17 protein-coding genes are annotated in these 20311 nt (G+C 63.8%); 1 reads left to right on the plus strand and 16 read right to left on the minus strand.

What is annotated here, in order from left to right; genetic code table 11:
- Positions 1–2: 2 nt before the first annotated feature.
- The 5 genes from ispG to ndk form a co-directional block, all read right to left on the minus strand.
- A complete protein-coding gene (gene ispG, locus ACZ92H_RS00910) occupies positions 3–1277 on the minus strand; it encodes a flavodoxin-dependent (E)-4-hydroxy-3-methylbut-2-enyl-diphosphate synthase (RefSeq protein ID WP_131372558.1) in 1275 nt (424 codons plus the stop codon).
- A gap of 44 nt (positions 1278–1321) precedes the next feature.
- On the minus strand, positions 1322–2293 hold the full coding sequence (locus tag ACZ92H_RS00915) for a helix-turn-helix domain-containing protein (protein WP_465048324.1): 972 nt from the start codon (positions 2291–2293) through the stop codon (positions 1322–1324).
- 13 nt (positions 2294–2306) lie between these two features.
- On the minus strand, positions 2307–3107 hold the full coding sequence (gene pilW / locus ACZ92H_RS00920; protein WP_465048323.1) for a type IV pilus biogenesis/stability protein PilW: 801 nt from the start codon (positions 3105–3107) through the stop codon (positions 2307–2309).
- Between the two features lie 11 nt (positions 3108–3118).
- On the minus strand, positions 3119–4294 hold the full coding sequence (gene rlmN, locus ACZ92H_RS00925) for a dual-specificity RNA methyltransferase RlmN (RefSeq protein ID WP_071326298.1): 1176 nt from the start codon (positions 4292–4294) through the stop codon (positions 3119–3121).
- Between the two features lie 125 nt (positions 4295–4419).
- Entirely contained in the window at positions 4420–4836 is a 417-nt protein-coding gene (gene ndk, locus ACZ92H_RS00930) for a nucleoside-diphosphate kinase (protein ID WP_092795197.1), read from the minus strand.
- A 221-nt stretch (positions 4837–5057) separates the two neighbouring features.
- On the opposite strand from ndk, the gene ACZ92H_RS00935 reads away from it, so the two are divergent.
- Positions 5058–5744: a Bax inhibitor-1/YccA family protein gene (locus ACZ92H_RS00935; protein ID WP_034752039.1), complete on the plus strand. Its 687-nt coding sequence runs from the start codon at positions 5058–5060 to the stop codon at positions 5742–5744.
- Positions 5745–5873: 129 nt separating this feature from the next.
- On the opposite strand, the gene ACZ92H_RS00940 is transcribed toward ACZ92H_RS00935, so the two are convergent.
- The 11 genes from ACZ92H_RS00940 to ACZ92H_RS00990 all read right to left on the minus strand — a co-directional run bounded on the left by ACZ92H_RS00940 (position 5874) and on the right by ACZ92H_RS00990 (position 20075).
- Positions 5874–6719, minus strand: a complete 846-nt coding sequence (locus ACZ92H_RS00940) for a LysR family transcriptional regulator (protein WP_465048322.1) — start codon at positions 6717–6719, stop codon at positions 5874–5876.
- Between the two features lie 28 nt (positions 6720–6747).
- A complete protein-coding gene (cfa, locus tag ACZ92H_RS00945; RefSeq protein ID WP_465048321.1) occupies positions 6748–7893 on the minus strand; it encodes a cyclopropane fatty acyl phospholipid synthase in 1146 nt (381 codons plus the stop codon).
- 307 nt (positions 7894–8200) lie between these two features.
- Positions 8201–9247: a cupin-like domain-containing protein gene (locus ACZ92H_RS00950; protein WP_465048320.1), complete on the minus strand. Its 1047-nt coding sequence runs from the start codon at positions 9245–9247 to the stop codon at positions 8201–8203.
- Between the two features lie 79 nt (positions 9248–9326).
- Positions 9327–11261, minus strand: a complete 1935-nt coding sequence (locus tag ACZ92H_RS00955) for a glycosyl hydrolase family 18 protein (protein ID WP_465048319.1) — start codon at positions 11259–11261, stop codon at positions 9327–9329.
- A gap of 395 nt (positions 11262–11656) precedes the next feature.
- Entirely contained in the window at positions 11657–13000 is a 1344-nt protein-coding gene (rlmD, locus tag ACZ92H_RS00960; RefSeq protein ID WP_131372547.1) for a 23S rRNA (uracil(1939)-C(5))-methyltransferase RlmD, read from the minus strand.
- 243 nt (positions 13001–13243) lie between these two features.
- Positions 13244–14275, minus strand: coding sequence for an RNA polymerase sigma factor RpoS (gene rpoS / locus ACZ92H_RS00965; RefSeq protein WP_465048318.1), 1032 nt, complete (start codon positions 14273–14275; stop codon positions 13244–13246).
- Positions 14276–14283: 8 nt separating this feature from the next.
- Positions 14284–15198, minus strand: coding sequence for a peptidoglycan DD-metalloendopeptidase family protein (locus tag ACZ92H_RS00970; protein ID WP_465048317.1), 915 nt, complete (start codon positions 15196–15198; stop codon positions 14284–14286).
- A gap of 41 nt (positions 15199–15239) precedes the next feature.
- Entirely contained in the window at positions 15240–16130 is an 891-nt protein-coding gene (locus ACZ92H_RS00975; RefSeq protein WP_131372543.1) for a protein-L-isoaspartate(D-aspartate) O-methyltransferase, read from the minus strand.
- Between the two features lie 35 nt (positions 16131–16165).
- Complete coding sequence (gene surE / locus ACZ92H_RS00980; protein ID WP_131372541.1) at positions 16166–16903, minus strand: 5'/3'-nucleotidase SurE; 738 nt, start codon at positions 16901–16903, stop codon at positions 16166–16168.
- A gap of 93 nt (positions 16904–16996) precedes the next feature.
- Positions 16997–19450: a tetratricopeptide repeat protein gene (locus tag ACZ92H_RS00985; protein WP_465048315.1), complete on the minus strand. Its 2454-nt coding sequence runs from the start codon at positions 19448–19450 to the stop codon at positions 16997–16999.
- Positions 19451–19469: 19 nt separating this feature from the next.
- The gene (locus ACZ92H_RS00990; protein ID WP_131372539.1) at positions 19470–20075 is read right to left on the minus strand and encodes a toll/interleukin-1 receptor domain-containing protein; all 606 of its coding nucleotides are present in this window, start codon (positions 20073–20075) and stop codon (positions 19470–19472) included.
- Positions 20076–20311: the final 236 nt, after the last annotated feature.

Here is a 20311-nt window from a genome sequence, read left to right on the forward strand (position 1 = left end):
GGTTACGCGGCAACCGGTGCGGCTTTGCCATAATGGCTTTTAACATAATTCAGGACGATGTCCTGGAATTCCTCGACGATGCGTTCGCCGCGCAGGGTGACGACTTTTTCGCCGTCCACGAACACGGGCGCGGCCGGCGATTCGCCCGTGCCGGGCAGGCTGATGCCGATGTTCGCATGCTTCGATTCGCCGGGACCGTTGACGATGCAGCCCATGACGGCCACGTTCATCGCTTCCACGCCCGGATACGATTTTTTCCATTCCGGCATCTGCTCGCGCAGATACGTCTGGATGTTGTCGGCCAGTTCCTGGAACGTGGTCGACGTCGTGCGCCCGCAGCCAGGGCAGGCAATGACCATCGGCGCGAACTTGCGCAAGCCCATGGTCTGCAAAATTTCCTGGCCGACGATGACTTCGCGCGTGCGGTCGCCGCCCGGTTCCGGGGTGAGCGAAATGCGGATGGTGTCGCCGATGCCCTCTTGCAGCAATACGGCCAGGGCCGCCGTGGACGCGACGATGCCCTTGCTGCCCATGCCCGCTTCCGTCAGTCCCAGGTGCAGCGGATAGTCGCAGCGCTGCGCCAGTTCGCGGTACACGGCGATCAGGTCCTGCACGCCCGAGACCTTGCAGGACAGGATGATCTTGTCGCGGCCCAGCCCCAGTTCTTCGGCGCGCACGGCGTTTTCAATGGCCGACGTCACCAGCGCCTCGTACATGACGGCTTGCGCCGGCCACGGTTCCGCGCGGCCCGCATTCTCGTCCATGATACGCGCCAGCAAGGCCTGGTCCAGGCTGCCCCAGTTCACGCCGATGCGCACCGGCTTGTCGTACCTGCAGGCCGCTTCGATCATTTGCGCAAACTGCGTGTCGCGCTTGGCGCCCTTGCCCACGTTGCCTGGATTGATGCGGTACTTCGACAGCGCGCGCGCGCAATCGGGATAATCGTTGAGCAGGGTATGGCCGTTGTAGTGGAAATCGCCCACCAGCGGCACGTCGATGTCCATCTTGTCGAGCTGCTCGCGGATGTACGGCACGGCCGCAGCCGCTTCCGGACGGTCCACCGTCAGGCGCACCAGTTCCGAACCGGCACGCGCCAGTTCCTTGATCTGGATCGCCGTGCCGATGGCGTCGGCCGTATCCGTGTTCGTCATCGACTGTACCACCACGGGGGCGTCGCCGCCCACCCAGATCTGGCGCTGGCCGTGCGCAATCAGCACCTTGCGGCTGTCGCGCCGGTCGGATGGACCGGAGCCGATCGCTGTTTTCGAGGTAGCCATAATATTATCTTCTGAGTTTGCTTGAACTGGTTGCTAAACTAAAATTACTTGATGCTCACGCGCGAGATCGTGCCGCCCGCGACGGTCGGCAAGTCCAGCTTGGTACCGCGCAAGGTTGCCTGCACGACACCCGGCTTGCCTACCACCAACGTGGCCGGCCCCGTGATATCGAATGTTTCCGTGCTGCCCGCCTTGACCATGCGCGAAATCAGCGGCGTGGCGCCAGGACGGCGGATCTCGACCCACGAATCCTGCTCCACCTTCAGCACCAGCGCATTCGCGCCAACGGCCGCAGCGGCGGCAGGCGGCGTGACGGCGGCCGGCGTGGCCGCCGCGGCCGGTGCGCCGGCCGGCGGCACTGCGGCGGACGCCGGGGCGATGGCGGACGCGGCTGGCGCGCCCGTCTGCGTGTCGTTACCCGGTGGCGGCGGCACGGAAATGAGCGGCACGGACGGCGTCTGCACGGGCGTCAGATCCTGGCCCGGCTTGATCAGGGTCGTTTCCACGGGACCCACGTCGGCATGCGGCGCTTCCTTCTCGGCGTGCGCGGACAGCAGGCTGGCCGGCACATAGCCGAGTTTATACGCGCCAAAGGCGGCCGCCACGACAACGGCCACGGCGCCGGCGATCCAGAGGGGCGCCTGGTTCGACGAACGCTGCGTCATCGACGGGAAGCGCGATTCGGAAAACGTGGCGGAAATTTCACGCCGCACGGGCGCGGCCGGGTCTTGCGCCGGCGCCGGATGGACTTCGATCATGGCCACCAGCGGCGCCGCGTCGAGACGCACCACCTTGGCGTAGGCGCGCACGAAACCGCGCACCACGGCCAGGTTCGGCAAGGCCGCCATGTCGCCCTCTTCCAGCGCGATCACCTGGCGCGGCGCCAGCTTGAGCTGGTCCGCCACCTGTTCCACCGGCCAGCCCAGCGCTTCGCGCTGCGCCTTCAACTGCGCGCCTGCCGACGCCAGATTGCCCTGGGGCTGCTGCTGAGGCGTTTCTGCCCACTCTGAATTCATTGGTATCCCTGTCTCACTCATCAAACGCCCCACTTTGATAAGCAGCATATTCGGACGAGCCGGAATGGTGGTTGCGCAAATGCGCCCCCAGGCCAGCTTCCGCACCCGCATCCCCGAGCTTATGCTGCACCTTGATCCCGAGCCACAGCACATCGGCCGTCTGGCTCTCCATTGTCGCTATTTTACCGAGCCGCTCAAGATAATAAGCCGCTTGCCGGTAGTCTTGCTGTTGGTAATACACGCGCACCAGGCCGGCGTTGGTCACTGCCACGTCCGGTGCGATGCGTACCGCGCGCAATAAATATGCGCCGGCACGCGGGTAATCGTTCAGGGCCAGGCTGCAGGCGCCCCCGTTGCCGAGCGCTTTTTCCGGCGACACATACGCCGCGTCGGCCAGCGCCGCATCGAAATACGCCAGCGCTTGCGCGGCGCGTCCCGTCTGGCACAAAAACAGGCCGTAATTATTGCTCAACTCAGGATTGTGGGGCGCCAGGCGCAAAGCGTAAAGGAAATCTTTCTCAGCGGGCAAAGTTTGCCGCTGGGCGGCGAGGATCAAGGCGCGCATGCCATACGCCTGCGCATCGCCGGGCGCCAGCTGCACGGCTTGCGCCGCTTCCGCCAGGGCCACGTCCAGCTGGCCTTGCGCATAATACGCGCTGGCCAGCTGCAGGCGCAGCGCGGCGCGCTCCCCGGCGCTCGCCAGTCCGTCCTGGCGCCCGGCTGCGGCGCCCGCCTGCGGCACAGAGGAAGCACAGCCGACCAGCAGCACAGCCAGGCTAACAGCGGCCACAGCGAGTGAGCGATGGTAAGCCATGCCTTCCCCCATCAGGAGCGGATCTCCACGATCTTGCCGAAATTGGCGCCAAACTTTTGCTGGTATTCCGTCATTTTTTCCATGCGCTCCTGCACCCGCGTGCGGTCCTTGACTTCGCCGGCCAGCTGGCCGCAGGCCGCATCGATATCGTCGCCGCGCGTCTTGCGCACGGTGGTAATGATGCCGCCATCCATCAGCACCTGGGCAAAGGCCTTGATGCGCGGGTTTTTCGAGCGGAACAGGCCCGACTCGGGAAACGGGTTGAACGGGATCAGGTTGAACTTGCAGTTCACGCCGAACTCGCGGTCCTGCACCAGCGCCAGCAGTTCGCGCGCGTGCTCGTCGCTGTCGTTGACGCCGTCCAGCATGCAGTACTCGAAGGTGATGAAATCGCGGGGGGCGAATTCCAGGTAGCGCTTGCAGGCCGCCATCAATTCCTTCAGCGGGTATTTCTTGTTCAGTGGAATCAAGCCGTCGCGCAAGGTGTCGTTCGAGGCGTGCAGCGAGACGGCCAGGGCCACCGGCACTTCCTGCGACAGCTTGTCCATCATCGGCACCACGCCCGAGGTGGACAGGGTCACGCGGCGGCGCGACAGGCCGTAGGCGTTGTCGTCGAGCATCAATTTCAGGGCGGTGACGGTTGGCTCAAAGTTCAGCAGCGGTTCGCCCATGCCCATCATCACCACATTGGTGATCTGGCGCTCGCCTTTCGGGCCCGGCTCGATGCCCTTGGTGCGGCGCAATTCGAATTCCGCCATCCACAGCTGGCCGATGATTTCGCCCACGGACAGGTTGCGGTTGAAGCCTTGCTTGCCCGTCGAGCAGAAACGGCAATTCACGGCGCAGCCGGCCTGGGTCGAGATGCACAGGGTGCCGCGGTTGTCTTCCGGAATGAACACGGTTTCCACGGCATTGCCATTGCCCACGTCGACGAGCCATTTGCGCGTGCCATCCGTCGACGTGTGGTCGCTGATGATGGCCGGGGCGCGCACTTCGGCGCGCGTGGCCAGCTTGTCGCGCAGCGACTTGGCCAGGTCCGTCATGGCGTCGAAATCGGAAGCGCCGAACTGGTGTATCCAACGTTGCAATTGTTTCGCACGAAACGGTTTCTCTCCCAACTCGGCGCAGTAGGCGATGAGTTGCGCGGGATCGAGGTCCAGCAAGTTGGTGAGGGTCGTCGTATTCATGATCATGTCTATTCTAAAAATCCGTCCCCGCGCGCATCCGGAGCGAAAACTCCACAGCGCAGCGGGAACAGGGGGTGATAAGTTATTTCACAGATAACGCCAGGAAATAACGTTATCTAAGGCAATTAAGCCTTCAGTTCTGGGAAGAAGTAAGCGATTTCCACTTTAGCAGCTTCGACGGCGTCGGAGCCGTGTACGGCGTTAGCGTCGATCGAATCGGCGAAATCGGCGCGGATCGTGCCTTTTTCTGCTTTCTTCGGATCGGTCGCGCCCATCAGGTCACGATGGGCCAGAACGGCGTTTTCGCCTTCCAGGGCTTGGATCATGACTGGACCGGAAACCATGAAGTCAACCAGATCCTTGAAGAAGCCGCGCTCTTTGTGCGCTGCGTAGAAGCCTTCGGCTTGTTCGCGGGTCAGTTGGGTCATGCGCGCAGCGATGATTTTCAAGCCAGCGTTTTCAAAACGGGTGTAGATTTGACCGATTACGTTTTTTGCAACTGCGTCTGGTTTGATGATCGACAGGGTGCGTTCGATTGCCATGTGTGAAAACTCCAATAAAAAGAAAGGTTTAAAACGGTAAATTGATAACTCAATCAACCTTTGATTTTACCATACTCCACCCCATATCACCCAGACAGGCAGGGGACACCCTTCCTTGATGCCTGTGTTTAATTAAATCTTAAGCTGGTTTTTTTGTAAAAACCGGGGTCCATGCTATCCTTGGGCAAAGTAGTAATTTGAATTGACAACACGGAGGCACTATGAATCAGAACATGCAACGCACCTTTGACCTGTCGGGGGGCATGCAGCAAGTCCGCCACCAGGTCTTGCGCAACACTTACTGGCTGCTGGCACTGTCCATGATACCGACCGTGCTGGGCGCCTTCATCGGCGTGCAAATGCATTTGCCGATGCTGACCGGCGGCATGGGCTTCATCATCTTCATGGCCGTCGCGTTCGGCTTCATGTACGCGATCGAGAAAACCAAGAACTCGGGCCTGGGCGTCGCCGTCCTGCTGGGCTTTACCTTCTTCATGGGCCTGATGCTCACGCCTATCCTGACGCGCACGCTCGGCTATTCGAACGGCGGCATGCTGATCATGACGGCGTTCGGCGGCACGGCCACCATCCTGGCAGTCATGGCGACCATCGCCACGGTGTCGAAGCGCGATTTTTCCGCCATGGGCAAATGGCTGTTCGCCGGCGTGATCGTACTGATCCTGGCATCGGTGGCGAATATTTTCCTGGGCCTGTCGGCACTGTCGATCGTGATCTCCATGGTCGCCATCGCCATCTTCTCGGCCTACATCCTGTATGACGTGCAGCAAATCATCAACGGCGGAGAGACCAACTACATCTCGGCCACCCTGCGCATCTACCTGGACGTGTACAACATCTTCACCAGCCTGCTGTCGCTCCTGGGCTTCGCCGGCGGCAGCCGCGACTAAGCGCTGACGCAAAAACGCCCAGGGCGGGGTTACAGTGCCTTGCCCTGAACGTTTTATGCGCTGCGCTTTGGCGCTGACGCCCGAAAATAAAAGCCGACCCTCGGGTCGGCTTTTTTACGTCTGGCGAATCTATCTGGCCTTCTCGGCAACGTCCAGCAGGCAGCCGCGGGCGCGGTCCAGGGTGGGGTTGTCGCGCTGGGCCGCATACACGGCGTAGGCGGAATGCGAGAATTCGGGGGCGTCGCGCACGCGATACAGCAGGCCCGCGTCCAGATAGGGCTGGGCACTGCCGATGCGGAAGTAGCTGGCGCCGCCCACGTCCAGTAGGTAGACGAGGGCCAGCGGTCCCAGCGAAATGGAAACGGGCGGGCTGCTCAGCTCCGGATACGCGGCCTGGTGGTTCGCCGCAAACGCCGGCCCCCAGTCCACGTACACATACGCATCGGCATGCATCTGGCCGTCGGCGCGCGTGGTCACCATCACCAGCTTTTCCTCGGCCAGCAACTCGCTGACGAGGCCCGGGCGCTGCGGCGGGTTGTACAGCACGGCCAGGTCCAGCGAGCCGTCGTGCACGGCGTCGAGCAGGCGCGCGGGGCTGTCGACTTCCGCGCGCAGGGCGATCTCGGGGCAGTCCCGGCTCATGCGGATCAGCCAGTCGCCCAGCAGCGGCTGCCACAAGCTCAGTTCGCAGCCGATGCTGATGGCGTCGTCGCGCCCCGGCGGCAGGGCCACCTGGTGGCGCGCCCGCTCCCATACCTGCACCATGGTGGCCGCGTGGCGCATGAAGCGCTCGCCGGCCGGGGTCAGGCGCGCGCCCGCCTTGTTGCGCACGAAGAGCTGGCGCCCCAGCTGCTGCTCGAGGGTGCGGATGCGGGCACTGACGGCCGTCTGCGTCACGTGCATGCGCTCGGCCGCCATGATGAAACTGCCGCTGGACGCCACTTCGAGAAAGGTCCGCGCTTGATTGATATCCATCAGGCCATGATATCAGTTGCCACACATCTCAACTCATGCGCGCATAGCCGCCCAGCACGCCCTGCTTCGACAGCACCCACTGCCACAGCTGCAAGTCGCGCGCGCGGAAGGCGCCGGCGCAGGACAGCAGGTAATACGACCACATGCGGTGGAAACGCTCGCCCAGCTGGGCGGAAAACTGCGGCCACGCGCGCTCGAAGTTGGCATGCCAGGCCATCAGGGTCTTGTCGTAGTCGGCGCCGAAATTGTGCAGATCCTCGGCCACGAACAGATCGTCCATGGCGTCGCCGATCTGGCCGATCGACGGCAGGTCGCCGTTCGGGAAGATGTATTTGTCGATCCACGGGTCGCACGTGGAGTGGCGCTTGTTCTTGCCTATCGTGTGCAGCAGGAACAGGCCATCGTCTTCCAGGCAGCGGTGCGCCACTTCCATGAAGGTGCGGTGGTTCTTGTGGCCTACGTGCTCGAACATGCCGATGCTGACGATGCGGTCGAATTTTTCATCCGTCTCGCGGTAATCCTGCAGGCGGAAGTCCAGGCGCTCGCCGCCCGGCATGGCGCGCGCATAGGCGGCCTGCTCTTTCGAGATGGTCACGCCGACGCACTGCACCTGGTACTTTTCCGCCGCATAGCGCATGAAGCTGCCCCAGCCGCAGCCGATGTCAAGCACGCGCATGCCCGGCTCCAGGCCCAGCTTGCGGCACACCAGGTCCAGCTTGGCCTCCTGCGCCTCGGCCAGGGTGCTGGCGTCTTTCCAGTAGCCGCAGGTATAGGTCATGCGCGGATCGAGCATGGCCGCATAAAAAGTGTTGCCCAGGTCGTAGTGTTCCTTGCCCACCACCCAGGCGCGGCGCTCCGTCTGCAGGTTGAACAGGCGCGCATATAGCGCGTGGAAGGCCAGGCGCATGGGGCGCACGTCGTCGGCCACCCTGGCGCGCAGCAGGTGGCAAAAGAATTCGTCGAGCTGATTTGCGTCCCAGTCGCCGTCCATGTAGGCCTCGCCCAGGCCCAGGTTGCCGCTGGCGAAGGCCCGCTCGGGCACGCCCGGCTTGCGCAGCTGCATGTCCCAGGCGGCGCGGCCATTCAGGTGGATATCGGCCTTGGCCAGCAATTCGGCCGCTTCGCGCGTCAGCCGCGTGTCCAGGGTGATCTTCGGTGCTTGCTGCGACTGCATAGCCTGCATTCGTGCTTGTGTCGTGTGCTGCGTATTCATGCCCTGCCGCCTCCAGATGATTGTCGGTGCTGGTGCGCGCCGGCCAGTCATGCAAAGGGCTGGCGGCGCATCAGCCATAAAATTATCCGCCCGCCATGGCCATCTGGATAATGAAACATCATGGCCGTTCATATCAAAAATTTTGCTTTGAAATGACTTGAATCAATTATTTTTTAGAAATATCCACGGCACGAAGCAAGCCGTAGCATGAAAAAAGCCGCCTGTTCGGCGGCTGTTCCCTGCGCGTTCGCGGCACTGCGCGCGACGATCAAAAGTCGTGATTCGGCGGATACTTGGTGTAAAAATCGTTCTCCCATTTGAAGTTGGTGAAAGCCACCGTCATCGAGACGTCCAGCGCCTCGACGAAATGCCAGCAGCCGACAGGCAGGAAGAGGATCTCGCCCGGTTCCAGCACGCACTCGCGCACCTGCACGTCGGCCATCAGCGGATAGCGCTGCACGTCGATGTCGCGCCCGTCGACGGGGGTAAAGCAGTGGCGCTGGTTGTACACGCGCGCCACTTCGCAGGCGGCCATGATGCGCAGCCGCTTGCGCCCCGCCACTTGCGCCATGAAGTTGTTCGTCAGGTCGTGGTGGAATGGCGTCACCGTGCCGGCCGGGCCGAACCACAGAAAGCCCGTGGGGCCGCCATCCTGCTTCAGGTATTCGGGCAGCTGGCCGATATCGTCCCACAGCTCGCGCAAGGCTTGCCGGTTCTGCGAATTGTTATTCGCCGTCATATAGAAATCGTTGGTGGCGCCGCTGTTCTCGACCAGGCTGGCGTATTCGCCAAAGGCCATCTTGCGCTTGTGCGCCACGCTGTTCATTTCGTACTGGGCATCGGCTTCGCGGCCGAACTGCACTTCCACTTCGCGCTGTGCAAAATGCGCGCGGAAGTAGGCGGGATTCCACTTGGCCATGGCCGGCCAGTCGTCCATCATGCCGGTGATGATCACGGGCTGGTTGAGGGAATAGTATTCGTCCAGGAACGCCTGCGCGGAGAGCTTCTCGCGGCGGGGAATCCCGGGATTGCGCAGGTGGTTCAGCCGGCGCTGGATGTCGATCACCCAGTCGCGCTTGGCCAGCCGGTTCGACAGGCGCACGGCGCCTGCCAGGTAGGGACTTTGCAGCGCCAGCTCCACTTCGCGGCGCGCCAGCGGCGCGCTGATGCCGGCCTGTTGCAGCACCGGCATCAGCGCCGATGGATGGCTGCCCAGCATGAGGTTTTCCGCGATCCAGCTGCGCCATTCGCGGCTCAGCTCTTGCTCCAGCTTCTGCTCGTGCTGCTTGACTCCCAATGTCGATACCGCCGCCATCGCCCGTCTCCTGTGTTTTTATATGGTCAAGCGGCCAGGCAGCTTGCACTGCCCGGCCGCATCCTACGCTAGCACACTGTTAGCGCACTTTCCACACCTCCGTCGCCAGCACGCCATTCGCGTCGCCATCGAGTTCCCACGAGAACGCGCCGCGCAAGCCCTGGTCCTTGACGTATTTCACCTTGGTGCCGATGACGGTCGGATCGTCATAGCTCCACCACTGGCCGCCCGCACCCGTGTACAGGTACAGCTGCTTGGTGACGGGATGGTAGTAGCGCGTGCCGGCCTTGGCCACCAGGACCTTGTAGTCGTCGATGCCCGACTCGTAGGTGCCCGGCGCCGTGCCGGTGGCGGCCTGGTACAGGCCATCGCCATTCGGTCCCGGCGCCACGCCTGTCCAGCCACGGCCATAGAATGGAATCCCCAGCAGCAGCTTGTTGCGCGGCACGCCGGCGGCGATCATGTATTGCACCGCCTTGTCACCCACGTATTCGCGCGCCATGCCCGTCGATGGATCGGCAGGATCGGCAAACAGCTGGGCGTTGAAGTTGGTGCTGTTTTCCCAGCCGCCGTGGAAGTCGTAGGTCATCAGGTTGATCCAGTCCATGTACTGCGAGTACAGGGCCGGTTCCGTGTTGTCGATCTTGTCCTTGCCCGCACCGACGGCGGCCGTCAACAAGTAGCGCTTGCCATTCGCGGCGCCCAGCGCATCGAGCTGGCTGCGGAATTCCGCCATCAGCAAGGTGAAATTGCGCTTGTCGTTCGGGCTGACCGTGTTGTACGGCTGGCCGCCGCCGACCGGATATTCCCAGTCGATGTCGATGCCGTCAAAGATATTCGCCGCCGAACCCGGGCCACCGCGCCCTTGCGAGAGCGGCAGGTTGCCTTTGATGTACAGGTCGATGCAGGAACTGACCATCTGCTTGCGCAGTGCATCGGTGGCAGAGCCGACGGAGAAATTCTTCGACCAGCTCCAGCCGCCCAGCGAGATGAACAGCTTGAGATTCGGGTGCGCCGCCTTGAGCTTTTTCAGCTGCAGGAAGTTGCCCGACAGTGGAGCATCCCAAGGAATGGCCTGGCCATCGACGGTGCGCTTCGGCGTGCGGATGTAGTCGGCCTCGGCATCGCCGCCCGTGCCCGCGTCCGGCGCATTCGGGTTCGTCGCGCCCGGCTCGGCCTTGGTGATCATGCCGCACTCGTAGCCGCCGTTTTTCGGATAGATATTGCCGAAGGCGTAGTTGATGAAGGTCAGCTTGTCGGCCACGCCGCTCGTGTGCACGTTCGCCACTTCATAGTCGCGGCCATACACGCCCCACTGCGCGAAATAGGAACCCACTTCGCGGCCCGTTGGCGTTGGCGTTGGCGTCGGCGTTGGCGTCGGCGTCGGCGTTGGAGTAGGCGTTGGAGTAGGCGTCGGGGTCGGCGTTGGAGTAGGCGTTGGCGTCGGCGTTGGCGTGGTGCTGCAGATTTCCAGGCTGGTCCATGGTTTGCCCGTGCCGGCGGCGCCGCTGCTGGTGGTCGGGTTGTCGCCCTGCGTCCAGTAGTTGGCGCGGTAATTCGTGCCGCCCACGCTGACGGTGGCGCCCGCGCTGTATGCCGTGCCGGCGGCCCAGGCCAGCGCGCACGTGCCGCCGGCTGGCGTCGGCGTCGGCGTTGGCGTTGGCGTTGGAGTCGGTGTCGGCGTTGGATTTGGCGTCGGCGTCGGCGTCGGGGTGGGCGTCGGGGTGGGCGTTGGCGTGGTGCCGCCGTCGCAAGTGCCGCCGGCGCTCCACAGGCTCGGCGTGGAAACGGGATTCCAACCCGAACCCACGTGATCGGTCTGCGTCACCAGGGCCGTGTAATTGGCGCCCAGGTACGTGACCACCGTGCCCGCGTTGTACGTGCCGCCCTCTTGCCATGGCACGCAGGCCACCGCCGCGCTGGCCGCCAGCAATTGCGAGCCGCCTGGGCCGCCGGCGTCACCGCCGCCACCGCATGCCGCCAGCACACCGCCGCTGGCCAGGCATACCATCATGTTTCTGATCGTCTTTCTGAGTATTAAATTTTCCACGCTGTCTCCTGTTCAGGTTGCGGAAAGACCACTCTGCTTCAATAAAAGCTACCCTGTGTTTTCGTTTTTCTTCAGTTGCAAGAACAGCATGCTGCTGAAAAAATAGGCGGTCAAGTGGTTTTGAAGTGGCATCAATCCATGCAATACCACTTTGAACAAAAAGCGCGAAAGCATATGCCGATGGCGTGTTGTCCTACTGGAGGATGGAAAAACTGCAGGGGGAAACAGCAGAATAGGGCTTGATCAGGAAAAAACAGACCAATTTTATAACACAGTGTAAGTGGTATGGCGGTGGCTTGTTGCCTTGTTGCACTGAACAGCGGCGGGTGCCTGCCTGGCCACCCGCCCGATGCACCTAGTTATTGCGCCAGGTCAAATACCGCCATGGACTCCACGTGCGAGGTATGCGGGAACATATTCACCACGCCGGCCTTGCTCAATACATAGCCCGCTTCCAGCGCCAGGATGCCGGCGTCGCGCGCCAGCGTCGACGGGCTGCAGGACACATAGACGATGCGTTTCGGCAGCATGTCCGGACGCGCTTGCGACAGGCCGACCAGCGCCTGGCACAGGGCCATGGCGCCATCGCGCGGAGGATCGATCAGGATGCGGTCGAACTTGCCCAGCGCGATCAGGTCGTCCGTCGTTACTTCAAACAGGTTGCGCGTGGAGAACGAGGTTTTTTCCGCCAGGCCATTGGCCAGGGCGTTTTCCAGCGCCCGCTCCGTCAGGGTGGTGCTGCCTTCGATGCCCACCACTTCGCTGCCTTGCGTGGCCAGCGGCAAGGTGAAATTGCCCAGGCCGCAGAACAGGTCGGCCACGCGGTCGGTTGGCTGCACTTCCAGCAGGCGCAAGGCTTTCGACACCAGCACGCGGTTGATGTGGTGGTTCACCTGGGTGAAATCGACGGGCTTGAACGGCATCTTCACGCCGAATTCCGGCAACAGGTAGTGCAGCTGCTTGTCCAGCGGGTAGAACGGCACGGCCGTTTCCGGGCCCTTCACCTGCAGCCACCATTGCACGCCGTACTCGTCGGCAAACGCCTTCAGTTTCGTTTCATCGTCCGCCGTCAGCGGCGCCATGATGCGCAAGACCATGGCGGTGACGTCTTCGCCGACGGCCAGCTCGATCTGCGGCATCTGGTCGAAGATGGACAGCGACGCAATCAATCCGCGCAGCGGCAGCAGCATGGCGGAAATGTGCGGCGGCAGGATCTCGCAGCTATCCATGTCGGCAACGAAGGCCGATTTCTTTTCATGGAAGCCCACCAGCACGGCGTCTTTCTTCTTGACGTGGCGCACCGACAGGCGCGCGCGGTAGCGGTAGCCCCAGGTGGGGCCATACATGGGACGCATGATGCTTTGCGGACGCACCTTGCCGATATGCCACAGGTTATCTTCCAGCACGCGCTGCTTGATCGCCACCTGCGCCGATGGTTCTAGGTGCTGCATGGAGCAGCCGCCGCAATTGTCGAAATGCTTGCACTTGGGCGTCACGCGCATGGACGATTCGCGGTGCAGCGCCGTCATGCGGGCCATTTCCCAGTTTTTCTTTTTCTTGTATGTCACGAAGCTGACGCGCTCGCCTGGCAGCGCGCCTTCGACAAACACGACCTTGCCCGGCGAGCCGTCTTCGTTCTCAATATGGCCAACGCCACGGGCGTCCATGTCGAGCGATTTGATTTCGATGATATTTTCTTGCATAGCGATCAATAGGTAAGAGTGGGCCAGGACGCAGGGCCGCGCTGGAACTTGCAAACAAAGGGGGAAAGGTCAGGCGCCGCGAGCGGGGCGTATGATAGCAGATGCGGCCTGGCTTAAGTCCGGAGCGCAGCTGCGCCGCCTTAGCGTGCCTGAGAAAATGTCCGGGGCAAGGCGCATTGCCGAAGACAGCAGGCCAGTACGGCGAGGCCATGCAACGCCGCCATGCGCGTTTTATCAGACTTGCTACAGCAGGGAGTCGCGCACGACGCCGCGCGCCGCCATGGCGCGCTTCAGCTTAATCAGGGCTTCCTGCTGGATCTGCCGCACGCGCTCGCGCGTCACACCCATTTCCTCGGCCAGGGTTTCCAGGGTGGCCGGGTCGTCGTTGTCGAGGCCGAAACGGCGCATGATCACCACGCGCTGCTTGTCGGGCAGCTTGGTCAGCCAGTCGCGCACCAGCACCGTCATTTCATGGTGTTCGGCGCGCGAGTCGGGACTGTCCTCGCTGGCGCCGGGCAGCATGTCCATCAGGGACGATTGCGGATCGTTGTCGAGCGGCGCGTCGAGCGAGGTGGCGTGCTCGGACAGGGCCAGGATGTCCTGCACCTCTTCCACGGGACGCCCCACGAGGTGGGCGATATCTTCCGCCGTGGCATCCTTGCCGTCGTGGTGCTGGGCTTCCAGGTGGTATTTGCCGCGCAGGATCTGGTTCAGTTCGCGCACCATGTGCACGGGCAGGCGCACCGTGCGCGCCTGGTTCATGATGGCCCGTTCGATGCTCTGGCGTATCCACCAGGTGGCGTAGGTGGAAAAACGGAAACCGCGCTCGGGCTCGAACTTGTCGATGGCGCGCATGAGGCCGATGTTGCCTTCCTCGATCATGTCGAGCAGCACCACGCCGCGGTTGATGTAATGCTTGGCGATCGACACGACCAGCCGCAGGTTGTGCTCGATCATGGTTTGCCGGGCTTCGAAATTGCCCTGCTTGGCCAGGGTGGCGTAATGCACCTCCTGCGCCGCCGTCAGCAGCGGCCGCGTGCCGATCTGGTTCAGATAATGTTGCGTGGTATCGGTCGACAGTTCGGCCGCCAGCACTTTCTTCAATTCATCGACACTTTCGACCAGCGCGCTGACGCTGGCCACTTCGCCGCCCTCGCCCGCCTCGACGGCGTCAATGCCGTCGAGTTCGCCGGCATCGTCCGTCACGACTTCGTCCGCCCCGTCTTCCGGCGGTTCCTGGTCATCATCCAGCTGGTCGTGCGGCGCGTGTGTCATTGCTTTACCTAACGGTTAGGCAGGAATTTCGAAGGGTCGACAGGTTTGCCTTGCTGGCGAATTTCAAAGTGCAGCTTCACGCGGTCGGCATCGGAATCGCCCATCTCGGCGATGGCCTGGCCCTTGTTCACGTTCTGCCCTTCCTTCACCAGGATGCTGCGGTTATGCGCATAGGCCGACAATAAACTATTACTGTGCTTCACGATAACAAGATTACCATAACCGCGGATTCCGCTCCCGGCATACATGACTTTTCCCGCGCCGGCCGCCACCACTTGCTGGCCCGCCTTGCCGGCGATGTCGACGCCCTTGTTCTTGCCTTCGTCGAAAGTACCGATGACCTTGCCTTCGGAAGGCCACATCCAGCTGATCTTCTCGTCGCCGGGCGCCGATGCCGCAGGGGCGGCCGCGGCCGGCGCGGCGGCGACGGTTGCCGCCGGCGCCGCCGGCGCAGGCTTGGCGTCCGACGTGCCGCCATCGGCGCGCAGCTCGGCCAGCGTGGCATCGGAATAGGCGCGCTTCTCGCCGCGCGGCCCGGTTTTCTTCGGCACCACGGGCGCGGCGGCGCGCACTTCCGTGGACGGCGGCATGACGATGGCGGACGTTTGCGCGCCGCCCGACTCGCCAGTCGGCGGCAGCACGCGCAGGATTTCGTCGACCTTGATGTCGTTCGGATTGCTCAAGTCATTCCACGTCACCAGGTCGCGGTAATTCTGGCCATGCTCGAGGGCGATGCGCAACAGGGTGTCGCCGCGCTTGACCCGGTAAAAGGCGGGATCGCGGTCGCGCGGATCGCTGGCCGCCGCATTGCTGGTGACGGGCTGGCGCTCCACCACCGGCGCCTGCACGCCCGTCGTGCCGCAACCGCTCAACAGGGCGGCCAGGGTGATGCTGCATAGGAGTATGTTACTTTTCTTAATCATTCGCATGTAATTGTAGGTCCTGCTGCTAACTGATCCGGGGATCATATGGTGCCCGGGCGCAAAGGCACGAAATGGCAATCTTCCAGGGTTTGGCTGGTCCATTCCATTTTCCCCACCCGGGTAATGAGTTGTAAGTGTTGCAATTTCGCCCCGACCGGCGCAACCAGACGCCCACCGAGCGTCAGCTGTTCCAGCAGGGCTTGCGGGACTTCCAGGCCGGCTGCGGCAAGGATGATGCCATCAAAGGGCGCCGCCTGCGGCAGGCCAAGCATACCATCTCCGTACTGCAAGCGCAGATTCGACACGCGCAGCGGGCGCAAATTGGCCTTCGCCAGCTCGTGCAGGGGGCGGATGCGCTCGATCGAATACACCTCTTTCGCCACCAGCGACAGCACGGTGGCCTGGTAGCCGCAGCCCGTGCCGATTTCCAGCACCCGCTGCAGCGCCCCGCCATTGCGCATCACCTCGATCATGCGCGCCACGATATAGGGCTGCGAAATGGTCTGGTGGTGGCCGATGGGCAGCGACGCATCGATATACGCCTGCGAGGCCAGCGCCTCGTCCATGAACATGTGGCGCGGCACGGCCTGCATGGCGTCGAGCACCACCTGGTCCTTCACGCCCTGCCTGGCGATACGCGCCACCATGGCCCGCCGCACGGCGTCCGACACGAGCGGGTTTTGCCGTGGCGCCGCGGCGACCGCTGGCTGCGCCCGCTCGTTGGCGATGGCCTGGGCGCGCGACGGCGCGATGGCCGCGTGCGCGCCATACGGCTGCGCCCCGCCCCGGGCCGCGTTCTGCGCCGCGTTCTGCGTGGCCGTCTGCGGCGTGGCGATGCGCGATTGCGCCAGCGTCTGCCCCCCGCCCTGCCTGGCAGGCTTGCCGGCCAGCGAATCGAGGGAAAGGGGGAAGGTGCGCGGCTTATCGGTCATGGTGAGCGGTCATCGTGAGCAATCATGGTCAGCGGTCATGCCAGGCCTTGTGCCAGTGCATCGAGTTGCGTGGTATGCGTCAGGTCGATCTGCAACGGGGTGATCGACACTTGTCCTTGCTTCACCGCGTGGAAGTCCGTGCCGGGACCGCCGTCCTTGGTGGCGCCGGCCGGGCCGATCCAGAAGATTTCGCGGCCGCGCGGGTCGAGCGCGCGGATGACCGGCTCGGCCGAATGGCGCTTGCCCAGGCGCGTGGCCACCACGCCTTGCATTTGCTCGTAGGGAATCGCCGGGATGTTCACGTTCAGCAGATACGGCTTTTGCAAGGCGTCGAAGCGCCGCTCGACGATCTCGCGCGCCATGCGGGCGGCCGCATCCAGGTTGGCCCAGCCGAATTCGGACTGGGAAAAGGCGATGGCGGGAATGCCGAACAGATAGCCTTCCGTGGCCGCCGCCACCGTGCCCGAATACAGGGTGTCGTCGCCCATGTTGGGGCCGTTGTTAATGCCGGACACCACCAGGTCGGGACGTTCGATGAGCATGCCCGTCAGCGCCACGTGCACGCAGTCGGTGGGCGTGCCATTGACAAAATAAAAGCCGTTGGCGGCCTTGTGCACGGACAGGGGGCGATCCAGCGACAGCGAATTGGAAGCGCCCGAGCGGTTGCTGTCGGGTGCCACCACCACGATCTCGGCGATGGGCGCCAGCGCGTCGGCCAGTGCGGCAATACCAGGCGCGAGGTAGCCGTCGTCGTTACTGATAAGAATTCTCATAACGAGATTTTACCTGAAGCAATGCCAACACTGCGCATACGGCACGCCGATCGGCTGCATTTTTTCGCCGCCGCTGCGCCATGGGGCGCGGCCTCAGCGCTGTTCGATGCGCGCCTCCGACAGCGCCCCTTCCAGCGCCTGCACCTCATCCTCCTGCAAGGCCAGCAAGCCGTCCAGGTCGCCTTGCAGTTTGTACATTCTTTTGAGCTGCGCCATGCCGCGCTTGCGCAGCTTGCCCGGCACGCCGGGACGCAGCAGGCAGGACTTCAAGTGCTCGGCCAGCTCGCCCGCCTGCGCATACTGCTCGCGCTCGATCATGCCTTGCAGCATGCCGATCATGCTGGCCAGGGTATCCGGCTCCGCGCCGTCATGCCCGTTGGCGCGGCCCGCCAGGATGGTTTCCTGCAAGTGGCGCGCACCGTCGAGCACGCTGTCGGCATGGCCCGTCACGGGCGCGTTCAGCAGCCGGTCGCTGCCGCTGAGCACGTCATCTTCCAGCTGGCGCGCCGCCTCGCTGTCGCCCTGCTGCAGCAGGGTACCGGCCAGCTGCTTCTTGCTGTGCAAGGTATCGAGGTGGTCTTCGCCCAGCAGCCGCGCATGCACTTCCAGCACCTGCTCCTGCACGCTGCGCGCCGCATCGAGCTCGCCGCGCCGCAGCAGGGCTTCCGCCAGCTTGCGCTGGCTCATCAGGGTTTCAGGGTGATCGAGCCCGCGCGTGCGCTCGCGCGCCGCCACCTGGTCTTCATGCAACTGGCGCGCCCCGGCCCAGTCGCCCTGCCCGGCAACGATATCGGCCAGCAAGTCGCGCGTGGCCAGGGTCGCCGCATGGTCGACGCCGAGGCGCCGCTCCTGCGCCTGCAGCACGGCGTCGAGCAGGCGCCGCGCGCCTTCCAGGTCGCCGTCGCGCCCCAGGGCCTGCGCCAGGGCCAGCTTGCTGCGCAGGGTGTCGCCGTGCTCGGCGCCGAACAGGCGCTCACGCGCCGCCACCACGCGGGCCAGCACCTGCTGCGCCTGCGCCAGCCGGCCCATGCGCAGCAAGGTGGCGGCGCGGCCATCCATGGCCCCCAGGGTCATCGGATGCTCGTCGCCCAGCAGACGCGCATAACTGTCCAGCACGGCGTCCTGCAGCAGCAGCGCGCCCGCCAGGTCGCCCTGCTGCGCCAGGGTTTGCGCCAGGCACGCCCGCGCGGCCAGGGTGTCGGGATGCTCGGCGCCCTGCAGGCGCTCGCGCACGTCGGCTACGTCTTCTTCCAGAAAACGGGCTTCGTCGAGCTTGCCCAGCTGGCGCAGCAGGCGCGCCATGCCGCTCTTGCCGGCCAGGCTGTCGGGGTGCTCCTCGCCCAGCAGGCGCACGCGGATCTCGACGCTTTGGCGGAAGGCATCGAGCGCCTGCGCGCTGCGGCCATCCTTGCGGTATAGCTCGCCCAGCCGCGCCAGGTCGCGCGCCAGCGGCAGGGCCACGGCGCGACCCGGTTCCAGCAGCGCGGCCTGGCGCGCTTCGCCGATCGCCCCCAGCAAGGCGATTTCACGGCTCGATTGCCAGGGAAAGTAACCGCCCGTCAGCCAGTGCAGGAACGCCTCGAAGGTGCGCGTGAGGGAAAAACGGTCGCCGCCCTGGTCTATGCGCACGGCCAATTGCTCGCCATAGGCAAAGGTTTTCGTCTGCTGCAGCTGGACCTCGTCGAAATAGCTGTCGAGGGCGATCTGCGGCAAGCCGTACGAAGTGCGCAGCAGGCGCTCGAACATGGGCTGGAAGCCGGCGATGCCCTTGTGCGCATCGCCGCGGCGCCACTCGGCGCGCTGCGCCCCATCGCCCATTTCTATGCGCGACGGCAAGGGGTACACGAGCAGCGGGCGCTGCTCGTCTTCATGGCTGCGCCGGTACTCGATGGCCCGCGTGACGAGCGCATCGACGCCTTCCAGGCTTTGCCGGTTCGGCGTGAAGACCACCACCAGCTTTTTCGGCAGCAAGGTGGTGCAGATGCCGGCGCTGTCCGTGCGCCCCGTGCGCGAATCGACCAGCACGTAACGGAAATGCTGGGCCAGTGTATCGGCGAAGCAACGGAACAGGGCCGGGCACGTGTCGAACAATTGATCCCAGCGCATCTGCGCCAGCCGCTCGCTGTAGCTGGCGTCGAAGCGCCCTGCGCGCATCAGGTACAGGGGGCTGCCCTGGTCGACGCGCACCACGTATTGCTGCCAGTCGATGGCGTCGAGCACGCGCTGCGCCAGGGCGGCATCGTCCGCGCCCGAGCCCCGCTGGCCGCCCGTTTCCAGGCCGATGCGTTCGAGCTGCTGGCGGCAGGCCTCGAAGAATTCCAGCACGCCGGGACGTTCCTCGTGCTGTTCAAAGTAATGGTGCAGGCCCGGCGCTTCCATGTCCCAGTCCAGCATCAGCACGGGCACGCTGGCGTTTTCGCGCCGCGCCAGCAGCACGGCGATATTCGACAACGCCATGGTGCGGCCAGTGCCGCCCTTGTAGGAATAGAAAGTGACGACTTCGCCAGGGGCGCTCAAAGGCGGTAGGGACAGGCGTTGGCATTCCATGACGGTACCTTTAACGTGATTAACGTGGAAAGTGAGGAGGCGGAACGGCGCGCCATTCCGGCGGAATATCGGGCAACACAAAGCGGCTGCAATCGTGGCCCGGCGGTGTCGACCGTTTGAGCAAGTGGTAATGCGTGGCAATGCGCTGCACGATGCGTTCAATGTCGGGCAGGTATCGTGGATTCGATTTCAGGTCGCCGCTGGCCAGCGTGTAGCCGGAAAAATCCACGTACAGGCCCGACTCCGTGATCTGCTGCGGCAAGCCATCGGGATGGCGCGTCATGATGATGGGAATGATCAGATGGCTGGGCAAGTCATACCAGGCGCGGCGTTCCTGCTCGATCAACTGCATGGCGGCGAATTCACGCCGCGTGTAGCCGTGCGCCTCGTATTTCGGCGTGTACAGCACGATCATGCACACGCTCTGGCACATGGCCCGCGCCACGCGCATGTCGATATCGTCGCCGGCGCCGAGCTGTTCGCTGTCGATGAACAGCACTTCCTCGCGGTCCAGGTGCGGCTCCAGGTAGCAGGCCAGCGCCTCAATGAGGTCATTCTTGAACTTGTTCATGAACGCATATTGGCCGTGCGCGTAGCTCAAGAAACAGCCGTAGCGGATATCCATGGCATCCCCCTGTTCCCCGTGCGGCCTGCCATCGCCGCGCCTTGATCGCACAAGGCATGCAGCCACTGTAAACCGCTGGGCAACGTCCTGTTTGCGCTGGCGCAAAGATGTGTCTGGCGTCCTGGACACGGGCCGCCATGCCAGCGGCTGGCGCGATCACGCCGGTTTTTGGCACGCCAGGCGCGCAGGCACGCGCCCCGCGGCAGCGGCAGTACCTTGATTACAAAGAGAAAATT

The organism is Janthinobacterium foliorum (assembly GCF_978021625.1).